At 72.4% G+C, this 22,261-nt stretch carries 25 protein-coding genes and 1 pseudogene; 17 read left to right on the plus strand and 9 right to left on the minus strand.

Translation table 11 applies throughout. The annotated features are described in order from the left end of the window. Positions 1–16 precede the first annotated feature (16 nt). The 5 genes from J4G33_RS07780 to J4G33_RS07800 all read right to left on the minus strand — a co-directional run bounded on the left by J4G33_RS07780 (position 17) and on the right by J4G33_RS07800 (position 4,690). The gene (locus J4G33_RS07780; RefSeq protein ID WP_208055373.1) at positions 17–352 is read right to left on the minus strand and encodes a DUF3039 domain-containing protein; all 336 of its coding nucleotides are present in this window, start codon (positions 350–352) and stop codon (positions 17–19) included. Positions 353–399: 47 nt separating this feature from the next. Beyond that, complete coding sequence (locus J4G33_RS07785) at positions 400–2,001, minus strand: hypothetical protein (protein WP_208055374.1); 1,602 nt, start codon at positions 1,999–2,001, stop codon at positions 400–402. Continuing rightward, a complete protein-coding gene (locus J4G33_RS07790) occupies positions 1,977–2,723 on the minus strand; it encodes an ABC transporter ATP-binding protein (RefSeq protein WP_208055628.1) in 747 nt (248 codons plus the stop codon). The genes J4G33_RS07785 and J4G33_RS07790 overlap by 25 nt, the downstream gene beginning before the upstream one ends. 103 nt (positions 2,724–2,826) lie before the next feature. Next, positions 2,827–3,732, minus strand: a complete 906-nt coding sequence (locus tag J4G33_RS17605) for a CAP domain-containing protein (protein ID WP_305852920.1) — start codon at positions 3,730–3,732, stop codon at positions 2,827–2,829. A 58-nt stretch (positions 3,733–3,790) separates the two neighbouring features. Next, positions 3,791–4,690, minus strand: a complete 900-nt coding sequence (locus J4G33_RS07800) for an oxygenase MpaB family protein (RefSeq protein ID WP_208055375.1) — start codon at positions 4,688–4,690, stop codon at positions 3,791–3,793. Between the two features lie 129 nt (positions 4,691–4,819). On the opposite strand from J4G33_RS07800, the gene J4G33_RS07805 reads away from it, so the two are divergent. The 4 genes from J4G33_RS07805 (at position 4,820) to J4G33_RS07820 (ending at position 8,476) form a co-directional block, all read left to right on the plus strand. Beyond that, positions 4,820–5,773, plus strand: a complete 954-nt coding sequence (locus tag J4G33_RS07805; RefSeq protein ID WP_208055376.1) for a DUF4349 domain-containing protein — start codon at positions 4,820–4,822, stop codon at positions 5,771–5,773. 81 nt (positions 5,774–5,854) lie between these two features. Continuing rightward, positions 5,855–6,835 carry a metal ABC transporter substrate-binding protein gene (locus J4G33_RS07810; protein WP_208055377.1) on the plus strand — a complete coding sequence of 327 codons (981 nt, stop codon included), beginning with the start codon at positions 5,855–5,857 and terminating at the stop codon, positions 6,833–6,835. A 1-nt stretch (position 6,836) separates the two neighbouring features. After that, positions 6,837–7,586 (plus strand): metal ABC transporter ATP-binding protein, encoded by a 750-nt coding sequence (locus J4G33_RS07815; protein ID WP_208055378.1) that lies wholly within the window; start codon positions 6,837–6,839, stop codon positions 7,584–7,586. 56 nt (positions 7,587–7,642) lie between these two features. Continuing rightward, on the plus strand, positions 7,643–8,476 hold the full coding sequence (locus tag J4G33_RS07820) for a metal ABC transporter permease (RefSeq protein WP_208055629.1): 834 nt from the start codon (positions 7,643–7,645) through the stop codon (positions 8,474–8,476). A gap of 13 nt (positions 8,477–8,489) precedes the next feature. On the opposite strand, the gene J4G33_RS07825 is transcribed toward J4G33_RS07820, so the two are convergent. Genes J4G33_RS07825 through J4G33_RS07840 form a run of 4 tightly spaced genes read right to left on the minus strand, consistent with a single transcriptional unit; the run spans position 8,490 to position 11,793 of the window. Then, on the minus strand, positions 8,490–9,167 hold the full coding sequence (locus tag J4G33_RS07825; protein WP_208055379.1) for a metal-dependent transcriptional regulator: 678 nt from the start codon (positions 9,165–9,167) through the stop codon (positions 8,490–8,492). Between the two features lie 34 nt (positions 9,168–9,201). Beyond that, positions 9,202–9,972 carry an amino acid ABC transporter ATP-binding protein gene (locus J4G33_RS07830; RefSeq protein ID WP_208055380.1) on the minus strand — a complete coding sequence of 257 codons (771 nt, stop codon included), beginning with the start codon at positions 9,970–9,972 and terminating at the stop codon, positions 9,202–9,204. Continuing rightward, complete coding sequence (locus tag J4G33_RS07835) at positions 9,969–10,856, minus strand: amino acid ABC transporter permease (protein WP_208055381.1); 888 nt, start codon at positions 10,854–10,856, stop codon at positions 9,969–9,971. The genes J4G33_RS07830 and J4G33_RS07835 overlap by 4 nt, the downstream gene beginning before the upstream one ends. A 37-nt stretch (positions 10,857–10,893) precedes the next feature. Continuing rightward, complete coding sequence (locus J4G33_RS07840; protein ID WP_208055382.1) at positions 10,894–11,793, minus strand: ABC transporter substrate-binding protein; 900 nt, start codon at positions 11,791–11,793, stop codon at positions 10,894–10,896. A 269-nt stretch (positions 11,794–12,062) separates the two neighbouring features. Between J4G33_RS07840 and J4G33_RS07845 the strand changes: the two genes are divergently transcribed. The 13 genes and pseudogenes from J4G33_RS07845 (at position 12,063) to J4G33_RS07905 (ending at position 21,872) form a co-directional block, all read left to right on the plus strand. Beyond that, positions 12,063–13,703: an AMIN-like domain-containing (lipo)protein gene (locus J4G33_RS07845; RefSeq protein WP_208055383.1), complete on the plus strand. Its 1,641-nt coding sequence runs from the start codon at positions 12,063–12,065 to the stop codon at positions 13,701–13,703. 151 nt (positions 13,704–13,854) lie between these two features. Continuing rightward, positions 13,855–14,757 (plus strand): annotated as a pseudogene (locus tag J4G33_RS07850) (TadA family conjugal transfer-associated ATPase); the annotation flags it as partial. 7 nt (positions 14,758–14,764) lie between these two features. Further along, on the plus strand, positions 14,765–16,168 hold the full coding sequence (locus tag J4G33_RS07855; protein ID WP_208055384.1) for a recombinase family protein: 1,404 nt from the start codon (positions 14,765–14,767) through the stop codon (positions 16,166–16,168). Next, complete coding sequence (locus tag J4G33_RS07860) at positions 16,165–16,626, plus strand: hypothetical protein (protein ID WP_208055385.1); 462 nt, start codon at positions 16,165–16,167, stop codon at positions 16,624–16,626. The genes J4G33_RS07855 and J4G33_RS07860 overlap by 4 nt, the downstream gene beginning before the upstream one ends. A gap of 94 nt (positions 16,627–16,720) precedes the next feature. Further along, complete coding sequence (locus J4G33_RS07865) at positions 16,721–16,924, plus strand: hypothetical protein (RefSeq protein ID WP_208055386.1); 204 nt, start codon at positions 16,721–16,723, stop codon at positions 16,922–16,924. Next, positions 16,921–17,232, plus strand: coding sequence for a hypothetical protein (locus J4G33_RS07870; RefSeq protein WP_208055387.1), 312 nt, complete (start codon positions 16,921–16,923; stop codon positions 17,230–17,232). The genes J4G33_RS07865 and J4G33_RS07870 overlap by 4 nt, the downstream gene beginning before the upstream one ends. 46 nt (positions 17,233–17,278) lie before the next feature. After that, on the plus strand, positions 17,279–17,491 hold the full coding sequence (locus J4G33_RS07875; RefSeq protein WP_208055388.1) for a hypothetical protein: 213 nt from the start codon (positions 17,279–17,281) through the stop codon (positions 17,489–17,491). Beyond that, entirely contained in the window at positions 17,488–18,669 is a 1,182-nt protein-coding gene (locus J4G33_RS07880; RefSeq protein ID WP_208055389.1) for a DUF3631 domain-containing protein, read from the plus strand. The genes J4G33_RS07875 and J4G33_RS07880 overlap by 4 nt, the downstream gene beginning before the upstream one ends. Beyond that, positions 18,666–18,944 carry a WhiB family transcriptional regulator gene (locus J4G33_RS17430; protein WP_208055390.1) on the plus strand — a complete coding sequence of 93 codons (279 nt, stop codon included), beginning with the start codon at positions 18,666–18,668 and terminating at the stop codon, positions 18,942–18,944. Before J4G33_RS07880 ends, J4G33_RS17430 begins: the two co-directional genes overlap by 4 nt. Continuing rightward, positions 18,941–19,693, plus strand: coding sequence for a hypothetical protein (locus J4G33_RS07890; protein ID WP_208055391.1), 753 nt, complete (start codon positions 18,941–18,943; stop codon positions 19,691–19,693). The genes J4G33_RS17430 and J4G33_RS07890 overlap by 4 nt, the downstream gene beginning before the upstream one ends. 518 nt (positions 19,694–20,211) lie before the next feature. Beyond that, complete coding sequence (locus J4G33_RS07895) at positions 20,212–21,072, plus strand: hypothetical protein (protein ID WP_208055392.1); 861 nt, start codon at positions 20,212–20,214, stop codon at positions 21,070–21,072. 95 nt (positions 21,073–21,167) lie between these two features. After that, the gene (locus J4G33_RS07900) at positions 21,168–21,476 is read left to right on the plus strand and encodes a hypothetical protein (protein ID WP_208055393.1); all 309 of its coding nucleotides are present in this window, start codon (positions 21,168–21,170) and stop codon (positions 21,474–21,476) included. A gap of 252 nt (positions 21,477–21,728) precedes the next feature. Then, entirely contained in the window at positions 21,729–21,872 is a 144-nt protein-coding gene (locus tag J4G33_RS07905) for a hypothetical protein (RefSeq protein ID WP_208055394.1), read from the plus strand. Positions 21,873–22,261: the final 389 nt, after the last annotated feature.

A 22,261-nucleotide genomic window follows, 5' to 3' on the forward strand; every position in this document is an offset into this window, starting at 1 on the left:
GCGTCGTGCTGGGGCGTCACCGTCCGCCGGAGGAGTCGCCCGAGCCGGAGCCGTCCCCGCCGTCCTGCGGGGCGCGCAGGCCCTCGTAGATCTCCTGGCAGATGGGGCAGACGGGGAACTTCTTGGGGTCGCGACCCGGTACCCACACCTTGCCGCACAGCGCGACCACGGGGCTGCCCGAGAGCGCCGAGTCGAGGATCTTCTCCTTGCGCACGTAGTGCGAGAACCGCTCGCGGTCCCCGGGCTCGACCTCCTCGCGGGTCTCGGTGCGCTCGAGCACGCTCGTCGACGTCCCCGATCCGGGGGTGCCCGGGTCCTCCGGGCCGGTCGAGGGGGGCATCGGCTCGCTCATGGCGACGAGTCTACGACGGCGCTCCGACGCGGTCACCGTGTGCTCGCTCACCGGGAGAGACGGGCCAGGAGCCGCACCGACCGCGCGTCGTACACGCGCCCGCCCTGAGCCACGCCCGCGCCGAGGACCAGCGCCCCACCCAGCACTCCGACACCGAGGGTGACCCAGGCCATCGCCGGCTCCCACCACATCGCGGCACCGAAGGCCACGAGCACCGGCACGCACAGCGCGAGGGTCGCCACCGAGGTCACGAGCTGGGCGACGAGGCTCGCCCCCACGGCCCCCATCTGCGCCGCGTAGGGGTTGGCCCCGGCGGCCGGCACGGGGTAGATGAGCGCCCCGCTCGCCACGGCCGAGACGGCGAGCCCGCCGCAGAGCACGCCGAGCCCTGCGCCGAGGGAGGCCGGGAGCAGGTCGACCCGTCCCGCGACCATCGAGCCCACGACGGCGACCCCGACGACGACCGGCACCGACCAGGCGAGGGTCGCGAGGGTGCGCCCCGCGCGGTCAGCCCAGCCCGGGACGCCGGCCACCACGTGCATCCACAGGGCGGTGCCGTCGAAGGCGACGTCGTTGTGCCGGCCCCAGCCGATCGTCCCGCCCATCAGGGGCGCGATGCTCAGGGCGACGGCGGCCGGTGCGTCGATGACCGTCCCGGCGAGCACGACGATGATCAGCGGGGCCGCCACCGAGCCCAGCAGCGCACTGAGGTAGCGGGGGTCGGCGGTCCAGTAGCGCAGCGCCCGCCGGGTCACCGCGAGGGCAGGCCGGGCGACCGCGGGCAGGCCCAGACCCTCGCGGCCGAGGACGACGTCCCGACGACGACGGGACTGCCCACCCCGGGCCGGAGGGCTGACCAGGGCACGGTCGAGCAGGACGGCCCAGGCCCGGGCCGCGAGCACCACGGTGCCCACCGCGACGACCACCCGTCCGAGGGCTCCGAGCACCTCGCCGTCGGCGAGGGCCGCCGGGGCCGCCCAGACCGCGCCGAGGGGGGTCCAGCCCAGCACCGCGGCGACAGCGGGCACCCGCTCGAGGGCTCCCTCCAGGCCGAGGGCCGCGACGCCGACCACGACCGGCACCGCGAACCCGGCGACGAGCACCCCGCCCACCGCACTGATCTCCCGCGAGCGGCGCGAGCCGAGCACCCTCGCCGCGAGGCCCGTGCTCAGCCTCGAGGCGAGCACGCAGGTGAGCCCGGCCACCGGGGCCAGGGCCAGGGCCAGCACGGCGGGGAGCACGCCGAGCTCACGGCCCGGACCGAGCCAGGCCAGCGCCGGCGCCGCGCTCCCCAGGAAGGTCACCAGGGTCGGGACCCCGAGCAGCGCGGCGACCAGGAGCCCGGGGACCAGCCGCCGGGCCCGCAGCCCGAAGGTCGCGAACCGGCCGATGTCGAGGGAGTCGTCCAGGCCGGGGACCAGGAGGGGCACCACGGCCCACCCCAGCACCAGGACGGTGCCCACGAGGACGAGGACGTCGTGCACCACCTCGACCGGCTGACGAGACAGCCACACCATCCCACCCAGCACGGACGGGGACGAGGCGAGCGCCCACAGCAGGCCGACCACGAGCAGGACGATGCGCCACCCCTCCCGCCGCAGGGTGTGCAGCAGCAGACGCAGCCTCAGCCGGAGGAGGGTCGCAACCACGTCAGCTCCGCGTGCTCGAGGCCGCCACCCAGCAGCCCGACGAACCGCTCCTCGAGGTCCTGACCGCCGCGCACCTCGTCGACCGTCCCGGCCGCGAGCACCCGACCGCCCGCGACCACCGCCACGTGGTCGCACAGCCGCTCGACCAGGGCCATCACGTGGCTCGAGAGCACGACCGTCCCGCCCGCCTCGACGAAGCGCTGCAGGATGCCCCGGATCGCCCCCGCCGAGACAGGATCCACCGCCTCGAAGGGCTCGTCGAGCACGAGCAGCCGCGGGGCGTGCACCAGGGCGCAGGCGAGGGCGACCTTCTTGGTCATCCCCGCCGAGTAGTCCGCGACGAGGGTCGAGCCCGCGCCGACGAGGTCGAGGGCTTGCAGCAGGTCGTCGCGGCGCTCGGCCACGACCTCCCGGTCCATCCCGCGCAGCATCCCCGCGTAGCTGATGAGCTCGGCGCCGGTGAGCCGGTCGAAGAGCCGGAGCCCGTCGGGCAGCACGCCGAGCAGGGACGCTGCCGCACCCCGCGGCCGACCCCACACGTCGACCCCGTGCACCAGGACCGACCCCTCGTCAGGGACCAGCAGGCCCGTGGCCATCGACAGGGTCGTCGTCTTGCCGGCCCCGTTGGGACCGACGACGCCGTAGAAGGAGCCCGCCGGGATGTCCAGGTCGAGGCCCGCGACGGCGACCGTCGCGCCGAACCTCTTGACCAGCCCGCGCATCGACAGGGCCGGAGCCGGATCAGGGTCGGGGATGCTCACCACGCCACCCTACGGTCCGGGCGATGTGGGCTCGGCCTGGGGCCACGGCACCCACCCGTCCGGCCTAGGGCTCGGGATCACCGCCGGACGGGCCGACCTCGCTCGCGCTCCCGCCCTGCGCGCGTCGCCGCAGCAGGAGCACCGCGGCACCCAGGGCCAGCGCCCCCAGGGCACCGAGACCGAGGGTCACCGGCCCGGGCACGCCGGTCGCCGCACGCTCGGCCTCGGCCCGAGCGACCAAGCTCGCCGACGGGGAGGGGGTCGGCGTCGGTGCCGGGGCGGCCGTCGCCGTGAGGGTCGGTGCGGGGGTCGGCGTCGGGGTAGGGGTGGGCTCCGGCTCTGCCGGCTCGGCCACCTCCTCCTCGGGCGCGTCCCGACCCTCGGCCGGCGCAGCCCGGGCCGGAGGCTCGGCCGGGGCGGGCTCCGGCTCCGGCGCGGGGGCAGGGGCGGGGGCGCTCGGCTCCTCGACCGGGGCCGGGGCCGGAGCCGGGGGCGGCGCCCCGTACGCCGCGAAGACCTGCGTCCCCCAGGCCCTCCCGTCGACGACGACCACGGCGATGCCGACGTCGGTGAAGGCCGGGTTGAGGATGTTCGCGCGGTGCCCCGCGGAGTTCATCCACGCCGTGTGCAGCCCGGCGACGTCGGCGGGACGGTTCCACGCGACGTTCTCGGCCGCGGCGGTCCACCCGGCAGGGATCTGGCTCGCGTAGCTCGGGTTGTGGGACATCTCCCCGGCGTCGGCCATGGCCTGGCTCCACGCCCCGGCCACCTGGTTCATCGCACCGTCGAGCCTCAGCGGTCCCGCGCCGACGGCCGCACGCTCGGCGTTGACCTTGGCGAGCAGGTCCTCGGCGGGCCCGGCGGCGGCCGGGGTGGCGCCGAGGCCGGTGAGCACCACGCCGAGCAGAAGAGCGAGGAGCGCGGCGCGCAGGCGCCCGGACCGGTGCGGCAGGCGCGGGGAGGAGGGCATGATCACCCGCAGGATTCTGTCTGCTTTGTCCGGTTCTGCCGAGGGGACGCGCCGAGGCTCACGTCTCGGCGGGGGTGGTCTCGGGGCGCACCTGCACGGGGTCCACCGGGTCCAGGGCCCAACGGATGGTCCCTGTCGCCACCCGGCCCGCGACGCGACCGAACCGTTGCTCGTGGGCCGTGGCGGGCCGCAGGCCCAGCGGCTCCCGGCTCCACGCCGGCATGAGCGCGACCCCCGCGGCGGCGATCAGCGCGTAGGCGGGCCGGGCCGGCAGGGGCAGGGGCGGGCGCCGCAGCAGGAACTCGGCCGCCTCCGCCGCGGCCGCGCTGGGTGCGAGCTCGGGGCGGTAGCTCGTGAGGACCTCGTCGAGCTCGGCGACCGTGACGGGCACCCCCTCGGCCCCGAGGGCCCGGGCGATGACGGCGCTCTGGGCCACGTACTCGTCGCAGCCGGCCTCGTCGAGGGGCTCGCGGCCGAGGCGCTGGTGGGCGCGCAGGAAGCTGTCCACCTCGGCGACGTGCACCCAGCGCAGCAGGTGCGGGTCGGAGGCCTCGTAGGGCTCCCCCTCGGGGGTGGTCCCACGGATGTGCGCGTGCACGGCACGCACGATGGCCACCGCCTGCGCGGCGTCGTCGGCCGTCGCGAAGGTGGTGGTCGCGAGGAACGTCGCGGTGCGCTGGAGGCGCCCCCACGGGTCTGACCGGTAGCCCGAGTGATCCGCGACGGCCGCCATGGCCCGTGGGTGCAGGGACTGCAGGAGCAGGGCCCGCACCCCTCCGGCGAACATGGACGCGTCCCCGTGCACCCGGCCGATCGGGCTGTCCGCCGCGAACCAGCGCGGACCGGGCGTGCCGTGGATGCGCGCCCGGGTGGCCGTGGCCTCGGGCCCGGCGACGCGGGCCAGGAGAGCCTGCGCCACGGCGGATCGGGCGGAGCTCAGGGGCGTGGTCACGGGCATGTCTCGATCCTCACATGCTGGACGCCTTTGGTCACGGTCCGATCACCGTGCGCGGGGTCCTCATGACGAATTGATCACGATGGCCCGATCCTGCACTTCCGCTGGTCACAGCGCTCCTAGCCTTGGCCCATGCGCCGCCTGCTGACCGTGATGGTCGCCCTCCTTCTCGCCCTGACCGGGTGCTCCGCGACCTCCGGCTCCGACGCCGGCGCCGAGCCGTCGGGCGGGTACGTCGGGCACGAGAGGGCCGCCGGCGAGGACGGCACCGCCACCGACGATGCCGCGGCGGGCGAGGAGTCCACCGCCGACCTGGACGAGGGCGGGCTCGGCGGTGAGGCCTCCGGCGACGGCGAGTCCGCGAGGCAGGTCATCACCACCGGCTACGTGTCCATGACCGTCGAGGACCCGCGGCAGGCAGCACGCGAGTCCGCCCGCCTCGTCGAGCACGTGGGGGGGTGGGTCGAGCAGCGCTCGGAGACCAGCGCCGACGGGGACCTCGATGCCAGCGCCCTGCTCGTCGTGCGCATCCCGGCGACCGAGGTGACCACGACCCTCGAGCGCCTCGAGGAGCTGGGCGAGGTCCAGCAGATCTCCCAGAGCAGCGACGACGTGACGGCGCAGTCCCAGGACCTCGACGCCCGGATCCGCGCGCTGCGGACCTCGATCTCGCGGCTCGAGGCTCTCCTGGAGCGCTCGGGGTCCGTCGAGGAGATCGTCGAGGCCGAGCAGGTGCTCACCGACCGGCAGTCCCAGCTCGAGTCCCTCGAGTCGCAGCGGTCGCGCCTGTCGGAGCAGGTCGCGATGTCGACCTTCGAGCTCGACCTGTGGAGCACTCCCCCGAGCGCCATCGAGGCCCGCGGGGGCTTCCTCGGGGGCCTGTCGACCGGGTGGGACTCCCTGGTCAGCACCCTGGCGGGACTGTCCCTCGCCCTCGGTGTCCTCCTGCCGTGGCTGATCCTCCTGGGCCTGGTGGCCCTGGTCGCGGTCGCCGTGCGGCGGAGGCTCGGCCGGCGGCAGACGGCAACGGCGCCGTCTGCCGCTCCTTCCTCCCCTCCGGAGGAGCCCAGCTCGACCCAGCCCTGACCCGAGGGGACGCGCCCGCGGGAAGCGACTTCGGTACGGCGAACTCTCGCGGTTCGACCCCTCGAACACTAGAGTCGCGCCATGCTCCCCGAGCCGAACCCGTCTCGCGCACCGCGCCCGCCCCGCCCTCGCCACCTCGGCGTCCTGGCGGTCGGCGCCGCGCTCGCCCTGAGCCTCAGCGCCTGCGCGGCGGACGGCGACGCACCTGGCGGGAACGCCTCCGAGGACGCCCCCCTGGTGCTGACCACCTTCACGGTGCTCGCCGACATGGCCCAGAACGTCGCCGGGGACCACGTGCGGGTCGAGTCGATCATCAAGCCCGGGGCCGAGGTCCACGGCTACGAGCCCACCCCGGGTGACATCCGGCGCGCGTCGCGGGCCGATCTCGTCCTGGACAACGGTCTGGGCCTCGAGGCGTGGTTCGAGCAGTTCGTCGCAGACCTCGACGTGCCGCGGGTGGTCCTCACCGAGGAGGTCGAGCCGATCGACATCACCGGGGACGTCGCTGCCGGGCTGCCCAACCCGCACGCCTGGATGAGCGCGGTCGAGGCCCAGCGCTACGTCGACGCGATCGTCGACGCGCTGAGCGCCCTGGACCCGACGAACGCCGAGGAGTTCGCGGCCAACGGCGCGGCCTACTCCGAGGAGCTCGCGGCCGTGCACCAGAGCATGGTCGAGCGGCTGGTCGCCCTGCCCGAGAACCAGCGCACCCTGGTCACCTGCGAGGGCGCGTTCTCCTACCTCGCGCGGGACGCGGGGCTCGACGAGGTCTACCTGTGGCCGGTCAACGCCGAGCAGCAGTCCACGCCCCGGCAGGTCGTCGAGGTGATCGAGCTGGTCGAGCGTGACGAGGTGCCGGCGGTCTTCTGCGAGTCGACCGTCTCGGACGCGGCGATGCGCCAGGTGGCCGAGGCGACGGGGGCCGAGCTCGGTGGGGTCCTGTACGTCGACTCCCTCTCCGAGCCCGACGGCCCGGTGCCCACCTACCTGGACCTGCTGCGGCACGACGCCGACGTCATCGTCGAGGGGCTGACCGGCGAGCCGGCCGGGGACCGTGGCTGACGTGGCCACCGCGCCTGCCCCGGCGGTGGACGTCCGCGAGGTCACCGTGCACTACGGCGAGGTCCTGGCCCTGGACCGGGCGAGCCTGCGCGTCGAGCCCGGGCGCGTCTGCGGTCTGATCGGGATGAACGGCTCGGGCAAGTCCACGCTGTTCAAGACGATCATGGGTCTGGTCGCCCCCGAGCACGGCACCGTCGCGGTGGACGGCGGGACCTCGGCACGGGCCCGGCGCGCGGGGGCCGTGGCCTACGTCCCGCAGTCCGAGGAGGTCGACTGGTCCTTCCCGCTGACCGTGCGCGACGTCGTCATGATGGGCCGGTACGGGCACCTCGGCCTGACGCGGCGACCGCGACGGGGTGACCACGAGGCCGTGGACGCGGCCCTCGAGCGGGTGGGCGTGGCCCCGCTCGCCTCGCGACAGATCGGTCGGCTCTCGGGTGGTCAGCGCAAGCGCGCCTTCGTGGCCCGAGGCATCGCCCAGGGGGCCCGGGTGCTGCTCCTCGACGAACCCTTCGCCGGGGTGGACCGGGACTCCGAGGCCACCATGGTGCGCCTGCTCCGCGAGCTCGCCGCCGAGGGGGCCGGGATCGTCGTCTCGACCCATGACCTGCATGCCCTGCCCGAGCTCGCCGACGAGGCCGCCCTGCTCATGCGGCGGGTCCTGCTGCACGGCCCGACGGCGCAGGTGCTGCGTCCCGAGAACCTCGCGATGGCCTTCGGCCTCGGCCTGGACGGCAGGGCTGAGCGGTGAGCACCCTCGCGACGACCGTCCTCGACCTGCTGCTCGACCCGCTGGCCTACGACTTCATGGTCCGGGCTCTGCTGACCACCCTGATCGCCTCGGTGGTGTGCGCCGTGCTGTCCTGCTGGTTGGTGCTCATCGGCTGGTCCCTCATGGGGGACGCGGTGGCCCACGCGGTGCTGCCCGGCGTCGTGCTCGCCTACGTGGTGGGGGCCCCCTTCGCCCTGGGGGCGGTGGTCTTCGGCTTCCTCGCGGTGGGCCTGATCGGCGTGGTGCGAGACACGAGCAGGGTCAAGGAGGACGCCGCGATCGGCATCGTCTTCACGACCCTCTTCGCCCTGGGCCTCGTGCTCATCTCGGTGACGCCGTCGCAGACGGACCTCAACCACATCATCTTCGGCAACCTGCTGGGGGTGTCCTGGCCCGAGCTCACGCAGGTCATGGTGCTCGGGGCGGTCGTGCTCGCGGTGCTGGTGCTCAAGAGCCGGGACTTCACCCTGTACGCCTTCGACCGCACCCACGCCCACGCGATCGGCCTGCGTCCCCGGCTGCTGGGCGCGGTGCTCCTCGGCCTGCTGGCCCTCACGGCCGTGGTGGCCCTGCAGGCGGTGGGGGTGGTCCTCGTGGTCGCGATGCTGATCATCCCGGGGGCCACCGCGTACCTGCTGACCGATCGCTTCGGCCGGATGCTCGTGCTGGCCCCGGTCGTCTCGGCGAGCTGCGCGGTGATCGGCCTGTACGCGAGCTACTACCTCGACACGGCCCCGGGTGGCACCGTGGTCCTGGCCCAGGGCGCGGCCTTCACGGTGGTGTACCTGGCGAGCCCGCGGCACGGCCTGCTCGGCACCCGGTGGGCGGCCCGACGACGCCGGCTGCGCCGGGAGCGCGCGGGGGCCTGAGCGGGACGGACCGTCAGGGGCTGACGGGCGAGACCCAGACGGCGTCGGCCGCGGCTGGGCCGAGGCTCACCTCGTCGCGCCCCTCGGGGCGCACCCCGACGGCCTCGGAGTACGCCTCACCGGCGGAGAGCTCGAGGGTGGCGCCCACCAGCACCCCTGTGTCGGAGAAGTACTGGAGCAGACCGGGGTCGGCGTCGGAGATGCGCTCGACGACCACCTGGCCGGTGGGCTCGCGGCGTGAGAGCTGGACGGCGTCGGGGATCGTCACGGTGCCGTCCGCGGCGGGGATGGGGTCCCCGTGCGGGTCGCGGGTGGGGAAGCCGAGGAGCTCGTCGATGCGGGTGACCATCAGGTCGGAGACGGCGTGCTCGAGCTCTTCGGCCTCGTCGTGCACCTCGTCCCAGCCGTACCCGAGGACGTTGACGAGGAAGGCCTCGATGAGGCGGTGCCGGCGCACCATGGCCAGGGCGTGGGAGCGGCCGAGGTCGGTGAGGGTCACGGCCCCGTAGCGGGTGTGCTCGACGAGCCCCTGGTCGGCGAGCCGCCGCACCGCGTCGGAGACGGTCGAGAGCCGCACCCCCGCGCGCTCGGCGATCATCGTGGCGGTGACGTCGGCCGTCGACCACTCCTGCAGGCCCCAGATGATCTTGACGTAGTTCTGGGCGCTCGACGAGAGCTCGGCGACGGACACGGGTCGAGGGTATCGGGACGGTGCGCGGTGGACCTCAGGACGCCAGACGGCTGAGGAAGGCCCGGGTGCGTTCGCGCTGCGGGTCGCCGAGCACCTGCTCGGGGGTGCCGCGCTCGTGGACCTGTCCGTCGTGCAGGTAGCAGACCTCGTCGGCGACGCGGCGGGCGAAGCCCATCTCGTGGGTGGCGACGAGCATGGTGCGCCCCTCGCCCCGCAGCTCGGCGAGCAGGTCCAGGACCTCGCCGACCAGCTCGGGGTCCAGGGCTGAGGTGACCTCGTCGAGGAGCAGCAGCTCGGGGCCGTGGACGAGGGCACGGGCGATCGCGGCGCGCTGCTGCTCCCCGCCGGAGAGCTGGTCGGGGTAGGCCGTGGCCTTGTGGGCCAGGCCGACGCGGCGCAGCATCTCGACCGCGGCGGCGTCGGCCTCCTCGCGCGGCCGGCGGTGCACCAGGCGCAGGGCGAGGGTCACGTTGTCGAGGACGCGCATGTGCGGGAACAGGTTGTAGGCCTGGAAGACCATCCCCATCCGGGCACGGACGGCGTTGGCGTCCAGGCGCGGGTCGGCGACGTCCTGACCGTCGAGGAGGATCTGCCCGTCGTCGATCTCGTCGAGGAGGTTGACCACGCGCAGCAGGGTCGACTTCCCCGAGCCGGAGGCACCGATGAGCACCACGCAGCGGTGCCGGTCGACGTCGAGGTCGATGTCGTCGAGGACGACGCGGGCCTGCTCGCGGACCCGGCTGCGGGCGGCGGCCGGGGCGGGGTAGGTCTTGCGCACGCCGCGCAGGGACAGCAGGGCCGTCATCGGATGTCCCCTCCCCCGGTGACCGTGGCGAGGGAACGTCCCCACCCGCGGCGGCGCTGGTAGGCGTCCACGGCGCGGGTCAGCGGGAAGGACACCAGGAAGAACAGCAGCCCGGCCACGACGTAGGGCGTGAAGTTGTAGGTGCCGGTGGTGGCGATCTGCGCGGCGCGGATGGCGTCGACGGCCCCCAGCACGGAGATGAGACCGGAGTCCTTCTGCAGCGAGATGAGGTTGTTGGCCAGCGGCGCGGTGACGTTGCGGACCGCCTGGGGCAGCACGACGGTGCGCATGCTCTGGGCGCGGCTGAGGCCGAGGGAGCGCGCGGCGGCCACCTGCGAGGGGTGCACGGACTCGATGCCCGCGCGGAACACCTCGGCGAGGTAGGCGGTGTAGGTCAGCACGATCGCGAGGGCCCCGAGGAACGCGCTCGAGGTCGGCAGCCACTCGAGGCGCAGGGCGGGGAGGGCGAAGCCCACCAGGTACAGCACGAGGAGCACCGGGACCCCGCGGAACAGGTCGATGTAGCCGATGGCCAGGGCCCGTACGGGGAAGAGGGCCGGGATCCGGCTGGTGCGCAGGATGGCCAGTCCCAGTCCGAGCAGGGTGCCGACCGTCCCCGCGATCACCCAGACGCGCAGGTTGAGCCACAGCCCTTCGAGGATGGCGGGCAGGGCGGCCCAGGCGTTCTCAGGGTCGAAGAAGGCCGTGCGCGCCCGCTCCCACCCAGGGGCACCGACGACGACGAGCACCACCGCGGTCACCACCAGGGCGGTGCTGACCAGGGCGACGAGCCCCGAACGCCGTCGTTGGGCGCGGCGGAAGGCGGCCCGCTCGAGGGCGAGGGGCGAGGGCGACCAGGGGCGCGCCTCGGCCGTGTCGCTCACGGTCGCTCCACCGCGGTCATGGGGGGTCAGGCCCGGGTCACTCGAGGACGGGGATGTCGTCCGACTTGAGCCACGTGGTGCGCAGCTCGCCCAGGGTGCCGTCCTCCTCGAGGGAGTCGACGGCCTGCGAGACGCAGGTGGTGAGCTCGGAGTCGACGTCGAGCACCAGGCCGTACTGCTCGACGACGCCCTCGTCGGGCAGGGTGCCGATCACCACGGAGTCGGGGAAGTACTCGGTCGAGGCGGCGACACCCTGGTCGACGTCCATGACCATCGCGTCGATGGTGCCCGACTGCAGGGCCTGCATGCCGTCACCGGCCGCGCTGTAGGGCGAGATGTCGGCGTCCTCGCCGAAGGCCGCCTCGGAGAGGGTCAGGCTCGTCTGCGCGGCGGTGACGCCGATGCGCGCACCCTCGAGGTCCGCGATCGTGGTCGCGTCGGCGTAGGGGCCGTCCTCCATGACGATGACGCCCTGGCGGGTGGTCAGGTACGGGCTCGAGAAGTCCACCGCCGCGCGGCGCTCGTCGGTGATGGAGGTCTGGTAGGCCGCGACGTCGAAGGGCTTCACGGCGGGGCTGATGATCTGCTCGAAGGTCACCGTCTCCCACTGCACGTCCTCGGCCTCGTACCCGAGCTCGGCGGCGACCGCGTAGATGAGGGCGGACTCGAAGCCCTCACCCGACGCGTACTCGTCGGTGTACCAGGGCAGGTAGGGCTCCCCCGCGCCGACCGTGAGCACACCGTCGGTCAGGGTCGGCAGGCTGCCCGGCTCGCACTCGGCCTCGGTGGACTCGGGGGCGGGGGCAGCGGCGTCGTCCTCGGTGGTCTCGGAGGAGCAGCCCGCGAGCACCAGCGCGGTGGCCGCCGCGAGCACGACGCCCCCGGCGCGGGCCGACGAGGCGGGACGGACGGACGGGGCAGGACGCGCACGACGCATGGGACACCTTCGGGTTGCTGGGCACCCGCGGAGGGATGGGCACCAGCGGTCGACTCTAGTCGCGATCTCCGACAGGGCCCGCGGGCTCGCCACCGGCTGGGAGAGGGCGGGCGGTCAGGGGGATCGGCGGTGCGACCGAGGCCTGGGCCAGATCACGCGACGGTCTCGGTTCCTCCCCCCGATTGCCCGGGGCCGAGGGGCGCGATAGGGCTGGAGGTGCAGCCGAGGTCGGCGCCGCGACGTCGGCCGACTAGCACCGGAGCGAACCCATGCGACGAGCACCTCTGACCCGCACCCTCGCCGCGGCGGCAGCCGGGGCCCTGCTCCTCGCCGGGTGCACCGCGGACGAACCCGACCCGAGCACCTCCCCGACTGCCTCCCCACCGGCCGAGACCCCGCAGGCTGACCCGGTCCCGCCGTCCTCCGAGACGCCCTTGGCCGAGGACGACCCCGTCGAGGACGTGCCCTTCGGCGAGGAGCAGGATCCCAGCACCTCCCCGCCGTCGGACGAGACGACTGCCCCGTCGGACCGGCCCGGGCTCAGCCCCACGGGCATGCGCTTCGGGGTGCACGAGACCTTCGACCGCGTGGTGATCGACCTGGCCGGCGAGGGTGAGCCCGGCTGGTCGACCGAGTACACCGGCACCGCGACGGCGGCGGGTTCGGGCGAGGCCGTCCAGGTGGCCGGCCAGAGCGTGCTCGAGGTCACGATCGAGGGCGTCGCCCTGCCGACCGAGGAGGGCGCGGCCGTGTGGGAGGGCCCGGAGAGCATCGCCCCCGCGTCCGCAGGCGTGATCGAGCAGGTCGCTCGGGGACCGCTGCTCGAGGGTCGGCAGCAGGTCTTCGTCGGCGTGGGCTCGGAGGAGGCCTTCCGAGTCTTCGCGCTGCAGGAGCCGGCCCGGCTCGTGGTCGACGTCTACCACCCGCCGGTGGCGGGGGGCGACGAGCCCCTGCCCGACGAGGATCCCGCGGGCGACGACGCGCCCTTCCCCGCCAACCGCGAGCCGGACACCTCCGAGATGAGCGATGACGCGCGGCTGAGCCCGGTGGACCTGCGCTTCGGGGTGCACGACGGCTTCGACCGCCTCGTGCTCGACCTCAGCGGCCCCGGGCAGCCCGGGTGGCTCGGCGAGTACACCGACGACCCGCGCCTGGCCGGCTCGGGGGCGCCTGTCGAGCTCGCGGGTGAGGCCTCGCTGCAGACGCACGTGCGCGGCGTCGTCTACCCCACCGAGGAGGGGGCCGAGGAGTACGCCGGGCCGCAACGCTTCCGTCCCGGCTCGGCCGGCGTGGTCCAGGAGGTCGTCTACGGCGCGATCTACGAGGGCCAGCTCGAGCTCTACGTCGGCCTGACCTCCGAGGAGCCCTTCCGGGTGTTCCAGCTCGAGGACCCGACCCGACTGGTCATCGACGTCTACCACCCCGGGGAGGCACCCGCGGAGGAGGCACCCGACGGCGACGCGGCGCCCTTCCCCGCCGACCGGCAGCCCGACACCTCGGAGGTCTCGGCCGGGGCCCGGCTGAGCCCCGTGGACCTGCGCTTCGCGGCCCGGGAGGGCTTCGACCGCGTGGTCGTGGACCTGGCGGGCGAGGGCACACCGGGCTGGCGCGGGGAGTACGTCGACAACCCCACCCAGCAGGCCGCGGGTGAGCCCGTGTACCTGCAGGGCCAGCACTTCCTGCGGATCCTGGTGCGCGGGGTCGTCTACCCCACCGCCGAGGGCGCCCGTCCGTACGAGGGACCCCGCACGATGACCCCGTCGACCGGAGGCGTGATCGCAGAGGTGCGGTACGGGGCCATGTTCGAGGCCCAGGCCGAGATCTGGATCGGGTTGTCCTCCGACGAGCCGTTCCGGGTGTTCGGGCTCGAGGACCCGACGCGCGTGGTGATCGACGTCCAGCACCCGTGACCGGCGCTGCGGTGAGCTGACCGCAGAGGGTGCTGAGGGGCGGCGACCCCGCTGCGCGGATCACCCGATCGAGTTGTCCACAGGCGGGTGATTTGGGCGTCTCTGCTCCCCTATGCTCGGCCGGTCGGTACGGCGGGGCTCAGGGGGATCAGTGGACGGTGTTGCTCTGCTCGAGCACGAGGTGCGCGAGCTGGTCCGTCGGCGCGGCATCGACCCGCTCCGTGACCACGCCTCCCTGCACGAGCTGGTGAGCGCCGTCGTCGCCGACTACGACGAACGCTCCCTCCGTGGGCACGTCACGCCGCTGCCCGACCCCACCTCGGCGACCAAGGCGGTGCTCGACGCCGTCGCCGGCCTGGGACCGCTGCAGCAGTACCTCGACGACGACGAGGTCGAGGAGATCTGGATCAACTCCCCCGCCCAGGTCTTCGTCGCTCGGCGCGGCGAGCCCGAGCTCACCACCACGATCCTGACCGAGGGGCAGGTCCGCGAGCTCGTCGAGCAGATGCTCCGCCTGTCCGGCCGCCGCCTGGACCTCTCCAGCCCCTTCGTGGACGCGGCACTGCCGGGCGGTGAGCGCCTGCACGTGGTGATCCCTGACATCACCCGCGACGCCTGGGCCGTGAACATCCGCAAGCACGTGGTCCGCGCCACGCACCTCGAGGACCTCGTCGCCCTCGGCTCCCTCACCGGAGCGGCAGCGCGGTTCCTCTCCGCCTCGGTCGCGGCAGGCCTCAACATCCTCGTCTCAGGGCCCACGCAGGCCGGCAAGACGACGATGCTCAACGCGCTCGCCGGGTCCATCCCTCCCCGCGAGCGTGTGGTCACCTGCGAGGAGGTCTTCGAGGTCAAGATCCCGCACCGGGACGTCGTGGGACTCCAGTGCCGCCAGCCGAGCCTCGAGGGGACCGGCGAGGTCACCCTGCGGCGCCTGGTCAAGGAGGCGCTGCGGATGCGCCCCAGCCGCATCATCATCGGCGAGGTCCGCGAGGCCGAGAGCCTCGACATGCTCATCGCCCTCAACGCGGGCGTGCCGACATCTGTCAAGGCACACTGTAGGTATGACGACGAAGCGAGCGGTGGTCTACACCCGGATCAGTCAGGACCGCGAGGGGGCGGGCCTCGGCGTGGACCGGCAGCGCGAGGACTGCCAGGCTCTTGCAGACAAGCTCGGATGGACCGTGACCGAGACCTTCGTGGACGACGACGTGAGCGCGTACTCGGGGAAACCGCGCCCCGCCTACCGGAGGATGCTCGACGCCCTCGCATCTGGGGCCGCGTCTGCCGTGATCGTCTGGCACACCGACAGGCTGCACCGATCCCCACGTGAACTCGAGGAGTACGTCGACCTGTGCGAGCGCGGCGGGATCACGACGCACACCGTGAAGGCGGGCGAGCTGGACCTCGCCACACCTTCCGGACGAGCGGTCGCGCGGACCCTCGGCGCATGGGCCCGGTTCGAGGTAGAGCACAAGTCGGAGCGGACCAAGCGCGCACAGCTTCAGGCCGCCCAAGCTGGGAAGTGGCTAGGGGGTCAGCGGCCGTTTGGTTGGCGCTTCGGCGCTGACGGCACGCCCGTTCTGGACCCACTCGAGGCTGAGGCGATCCGCTCGGCTTGTGACCTGCTCCTCGCGGGCGCCTCGCTCGGTTCCGTCGTCACGCGGCTGAACGGCTCGGAGGTTTCGACCGCGACCGGCAAGCCCTGGAACTACACGAGCCTGCGACAGGTGCTCTCACGCGCACGCAACGCCGGGCTCTCGACCTGGCACGGTGAAGTGGTGGGAACCTCGACGTTTCCCCCAATCGTCACCGAGGACACGTGGCGGGCTGTGGTGGCGAAGGTCTCCGATCCGTCCCGTCGGCAGTCTCAGTCGAACCGTGCCCGCTGGTTGGTCGCGGGAATCGCCCGGTGCGAGTGCGGCGAGACGGTGCGGAGCGCCACGGCCTCGGATCGCAACGGCAGGAAGCGCACGACGTATCGGTGCCGCGCCAGTGGCCCCGGACACGTCGCCAAGGGCGCGATCGAGGTTGACGAGATCGTCGCTCGCACGATCGTGGCACGCCTGTCACGTCCCGACGCACTGGCCCTCCTAGCGGCGCCCGACGAGCCCGGGGGCGACGACCTGCACGCCGAAGCGCTCACCCTGCGCGGTCGGATCACCGAGGCTGGCGAGTCGTTCGCCGATGGGCTGATCACCCGCGGACAACTCGAGCAGATCACCGCACGCGTCCAGACCCGCCTTGCGGAGGTGGAGGCCAAGATGGGGGCCACGGCACGAGGGTCTGTCCTCGGGCCCGCATTGGCCGGCGGTGATGTCGAGGCACGCTGGGAGGGATTGCCGATGGACCAGCGCAGGGCGATCGTCCGCGAGCTCGTCACCGTCACCCTGCTACGGACAGACCGGGCCGCGTCCCGGCGGTTTGACCCTGAGACGGTACGTATCGAGTGGAGGGGCCAGGAGTGACCGAATACCCGTACCTGGTCGCGGGGATCAACGAGGCGCCGCGCGGCGTGCTCGACCGCCACACCCTGACATCTCTCGAGTCCGACGAGCGGCGCGTGTCGTTCTACTGTGCCGCGCCTTCTCACGCCGACGATCCGTGGTTTGTTGCTTCGTTCGTCTACGTGACAAACGAAGCGGGTTCGACGTGGGCCGAGTCGCCGAACTACCCGATGCGTGGGGGTGTGGCGTTCTGGATCGGCTTCCGCGCGTCGGACGACTTGATCGGCAATCAGCGGGCGAGCGCCGACGACTCCTCCCGGTTCTATGACCCCGGGTTTCGCCTCCGCTACAAGTTGCGGTGCCGCACGTGCGGCCTCCGACTCGCGAGGCGGTCGGACACGATTCAGGCCGACCTCGAGAAGTTGTGGCAGTCCGGCGTTTTGGAGGTCCCGCTAGCGGCCTACGCTGCTACAGTATGAAGCGCGTAGAGGACACGTCTCCGGCAACGGACAGCGATCCCTGACGCAGTAAGCCTCCCAGCAGAGGACGATTCGTCCTGCTCGGAGGCTTCACGTGTCTTGGACACAAGAACGCGCACGGGTCGCGTCTCTCTCCCGATCCCGCACCCCTGACGACCCCGACCTGGTCGGTGCCCGCCGCAACCTCAAGGCCGCTCGTCTTGAGGAGTACATCCGCCGCACCGTCGACGCCGCGCCCCCGCTCACACCCGAGCAACGCGACCGTCTCGCCGTCCTGCTGCGAGGTGGGGCCGCGTGACGAACCCCAGACGCGCCGACGCCCCCGGCTGGGAAACCGAGGGCGAGGCAACTTCCAAGGCTGGCGGGCCACTCCACATCGTACCGGGCTCACCCTCGTGGGACGAGTACGCCGCACATATCGACGGCACGTTCGTAGTGGTCGTCAAGGTCACCGGAGGCCGCTACCGACGCCGCTGCTACCTCACCGTGAAGGCAGCGCAGGACGCCGCCGACCGGGCTTGCGCACGCGGCGAGAACGCCGTGGTGATCCTCTCCGAGCTCCGCCCGCTGTACCGCGTGACGGGCGGTGGTCCGCGTGGAATCTGAGATCCCGGCACTGCACGAACTCTCTCCGCGAGGGCGGGAGATCGTCTTGGCTCACATCGAGGCGGTCGGGCCTGCCTTCATCGAGATGGGCCGACGGCAGCTCGAGGAGGAGTGGCGGGGACGGCTCGAGGTCTCCCAGGCCATCGCCCGGCAGATCGCTCAGCACGGCCCGCTCGACGAGCTCGAGGACCGCCGGGGGCGCCCCGAGAGGGCCGCTGCGCACCGTCGCCTCATGGCCGAGCGGGGGGTGGCCGGATGACTGCCCTCACCACCGGTTCGGCCGGTCCCGTCGGTTCCGTCGGTTACCAGGGGGAGGTACTGGATCAGGTACGGGCATGGCTCGGGCGCTTCATCTGCACCGTCCACGACGCCGACCTCGACCTGCTCACCCTCTGGGCCGCGCACACCCACCTGTGCAACGAGACGTACACAACGCCCCGTCTGATCCTGGACTCACCCGTCCCGGGGTCGGGCAAGACGACCGTGCTTGAGCACTTGCAGCGGTTGTGCCTGCGCCCGATTCAGGCCGCCTCTCTCTCGAGCCCGGCAATGCTCGCGCGGATGCTCGACAAGGAGCTGCGGACGATCCTCATCGACGAGGTCGACCGGAACCTCAACCCCAAGCGCGACGGCGTTGAAGACCTGATCGCCGTCCTCAACGCCGGGTACAAGCGCGGTGCGATGCGCCCCGTCCTGGTCCCCACCAAGGACGGGTGGGACGTGAAGGAGATGCCCACGTTCTCCCCGGTCGCGATGGCCGGCAACGCGCCCAACCTCCCCGAGGACACCAAGTCCCGCACCATCCGCGTCCTCCTTCTTCCCGACCTCGAGGGGCGGGTCGAAGGGAGCGACTGGGAGGAGATCGAGATCCCCGCCTACGACCTCGGGGAGTCCCTGGCCCAGTGGGCAGAGACCGTCCGGGACCAGGTGCGCAGCATCCGTCCTCCGCTGCCTGCCGGGTGCGTGGGCCGCTCCAAGGAGCGCTGGGCACCCATCCGGCGCGTGGCCGAGGTGGCGGGGGGCCACTGGCCCGAGATCGCCGACGAGCTCATCCGACGAGACCTCACGGAGGCACAGATGGACCGGGAAGACGGCATGGTCACCACCCCTCCCGCGGTGGCTCTCCTGCGCGATATCCACGAGGTCTGGCCCGAGGGGCAGGACTTCACCCCGAGCTCCTCCCTGGTCTCCACCCTCGTGCTGCACAACCCCCGGATGTGGGGACCGGAGTCCGCCTACGGTCGAGCACTGACGTTCCAGCGCATGGGTCGGATGCTCGCCCAGGGGTTCAAGGTGAACTCTTCCCGGCAGGGCGACGGTCCCCGCGGGTACTACCGGCAAGCCCTTGGACCGGTCTGGCGTCGGATGGGGATCACCCCTTCCAACGAACCGACGGGACCGACGGAACTGGCCCAACCGGCGGGGGAACCGTGGTGACCCGCGAGGCCCGTGCGGCCCTCCTCGAGCACCTCGACGCCCTCAGCGCCGCCGGCCACCCCGCCGTGTGCTGGACCGTCCCGCTCACCGACCGGGCTGTGTGGACCTCCGACGACGCGACCGACCAGCAGCACGCCGCCAACCTGTGCGGCCCGTGCCCGGCCCTGACCGCCTGCCGCACCTACGGCCTGGCCCACCCCAAGGAGGCCGGCGTGATCGGCGGCCTCACCGAACCCCAGCGCCGACGCGGCGCACGCAAGGAGACGAACCGATGAGCGAAGACACCACCCCCTACTGGGACGAGTGGACCCAACCCGAGTCCGCAGACACCCCCAAGCACGCAGCCCCAGGCGACGGCATCTCCCAGATGCTCGGAGTGATCGAGAAGCAGAGACGCGAGCTGTCCGACATGCGCAACAACCTGCTCCGCTCCGCAGGCATCAGCACCTACGAAGACGGGGTCAAGTTCGACGGGAACCTCGACGTCAACGGCAGCGCCGTCGTCGCCGGAGCCGTCTCCTCCGCCGACTACAGCCCCACCACCGGGTGGCAGCTCGACGGCAACAACGCCACCTTCAACACCATCACCCTGCGCGGCGGGATCATCGGCAACGACGCCCTGACCAACCCCGTCGCGGCATCCACCAACCAGCAGTGGTCACCGACCTACGCCATCAACACCACCGGCACGATCCGCGCACAGGTCACGTTCCCCGTCCCGGCAGGGTTCACCGAAGCGCTGATCTCCTGCGTAGCCACCGCCATGGGATTCAACGGCACCGCCGCCATGGACTACCTGTACGTGGCCGCCGCCATCAACGGCGTGCACGGCGGGGAGCTCTACGCCTCCGCCGAACCCTCCCGCGCGGTCACCGCAGCCGTACCCGAGTTCCGGCGCCTGACAGGCCTGATCGCAGGGCAGACCATCACCGTGGGAGTCCGCACCCGCACCCAGGTCGCCACGTGGCCAGTCTCGACCGGCAACCGCGCCGCGATCGACGCACAGGTGCTGTGGCTGCGATGAGCCAATCCCCAACCCTCACGCAGGGCACCCAGCCGACCACCACCACCCACCGGCCCCGCTGCGAGCGACCCGGCTGGGACGTCACCCCCGCCCGAGCCATCCACCGCGTCGCCATAGCCCGGTGCCGCGGCTGCGGAGCCGTCGAGCTGCGGACGGAGGAGCAGCAATGACCATCCCCACCGCCGAAGTGGTGAGCGTCCGGAACCGCCACGCAGTCGTCCTCTGCCCCTACTGCAACCAGAGGCACCGCCACGCCATCGAACGACGCGGCACCACCGAACACCGCGCCCCAGCGTGCGGCCTTGTCCGATCCAGCGCCCAGCGCGTCGCTGGATACCGCTTCACCACCGAAGGAGAACCATGACCGACCCCCTACAGCGAGCAATCGAGGCCGCGGTGAACCCGCGTCGTCGCGAAGCGCCGGCGGACACCACCCATCCCCTGGCACTGAACTCTCCAGCCCTCGAGGACACCCTTCGGGCCGCCCTCACCACTCCCGAACGAGAGAAGGACTAAACATGAGCGTCATCACCAACACCCAAGACGTCCTGCACAACTACCTGCGCGACGTCGACGCGATCGTCGCCGACGGGGGGCGAGTCACCGATGGGTGGCACGCCACCCTCGCCGGATGGCAGCACGCCGTGGCCACACGCGGTGCCACCGCCGACGCGGTTGAGGCATTCCACAACGCCGTACTCGTTGGCGACACCAAGGGCATCGACGGGGCACTGGTGGACATCGCCGCTGCTCGCACGGCGCGCGACGACCACGACCTCCACCGGCACACCGCCGGAGTCGTCCTGCATCGGCTGCGAACCGAGTACGGCACCGTCGCCGCGGACAACTACGCCATCCTCGCCGAGCAATTCAACGCCGCGATCGAGGATCTGCGCACACAGCACACCCTCATCGACCCCGAGTCCGACCCCGCCACGCTCCTGCGGGAGTCGGCCAAGGTCCGCAACGCCTGGGCAGAGGCCGCGGTCCATGCCGAGCGCGCCACCGAGATATCTGCCGCGCTCCTGAGAGCGGCACAGCTCGCCGGGGCGACCACCACCCACCCGTCCCTCAAGCACAACGATCAGCTCGCCAGCATCGTCCTGGACCTCGACGGCAAGGCAACGCTTCGGCAGGCATGGGAGGCGTGGGACACCACAGGCCGGTGCGGGCGATGGTCACACCTCCTCAACGCCGGCGTTGCGCTGCACGCAAGGGCACTCGAGGACATCACACCGCTGCGCAGGCCGCGGCCCCTTGAGAACCGCAACGTCAGCACAGGCCCCGGCCGCTCGGTCAACGTGTCCGTCGACCCAGAGGACCCGGACAGCTACGAACGCGCCGTGGCCGCGCTCACCAAGAGGCTGGCCAGGGCCTGACCCTCAGGTGGCGGGGGTGGCACCCCCGCCACCGCCACACGGCCCGGCCGCCACCCATCACCACGGCGGCCGGGCCGCCCCACAGAGGAGGAGACATGGCCAGACCCAACCCCCGGGTAGCCAACGGACACCGACGCCGCGAACTCCGCAAGAGAGTGCTGCGCGAGGAGGACCGCTGCGGCATCTGCGGGCAGCTCGTCGACAAGACGCTCCCGCACGGACTGCCCGAGTCACCCGAAGTCGACGAGATCATGCCCGTCAGCCTGGGTGGTGATCCACTGGCTCGGACCAACGTGCGTCTGAGCCACCGAAGAATCTGCAACCAACGCCGCGGCAACGGCAACAACGAACGCGCACAAGCCCACGCCGCACGCGGACCCGTCATCGCCTCCAACATCTGGTGAAGCATGACGCGGGGGCCGACGCAAACACCACGGGGGCATGACCTCCCCTCTCCCCCTGTCTCAGCCCTCCCGTAGGCATTGAGCCGATCTCTCTCCAGCATTTTCCAAACCCCCCACACCCGCCCTGGCCTGGGCAGATGCCAGCCCCGGTCCCGGCAGTCGCAACACTTAGGAGGCCCCGTGTCCCGCGGCCCTGGCGTCTCACAGCGCCTGATCCTCGACTCGCTACAGGCCGTCGCGGACGATTGCGGCGTGCAGATCACAGAGCCCGACAACACGCCTGCTGAGTCGGTCTCGCTGCGCCGCGCCGCGCGGCGCCTGGCCTGCCTCGGGATGGTCCGGCTCGAGTGGCGCGTCATCGATGGCCGGCGCCGGCTGACCGCCTGGCGAGCCTGACACGCTCTGTGTGTGAAAGGGCCCAATGCCTACGGGCGTGCCTGTTGGCCGGGGGGAGGGGTGGGTGCGGTGCCCACCCCTCCGGGCAGTTGTGCAGACCGGGTGAACTCCTCGGAGTGTGTATAGGCAAACCTGACACATGCGGACTACCGTGAACCCATGACGCCGCCCCTTACGCTCGTGCGCCCGGCGCAGGCCGCCCCGGAGTGTCGCCAGTTGCGGGCCGTCGGCAACGACGGCCTAACGGACGTCGAGCGCGAGGAGTACGCCTGGCGCTACCAGACGGGCCCTGCCCGGCGGGTGGGTGCTGAGGAGCTTCGCGATGTAGCCGCTTGGCTGGAAGCCAAGCGTGGTCGATCTTCACTGGCGTAGCGCAGAGGCGGACCACC

The sequence above is a fragment of the Actinotalea soli genome (genome assembly GCF_017565425.1).
In the GTDB taxonomy this organism is placed as follows: domain Bacteria; phylum Actinomycetota; class Actinomycetes; order Actinomycetales; family Cellulomonadaceae; genus Actinotalea; species Actinotalea soli.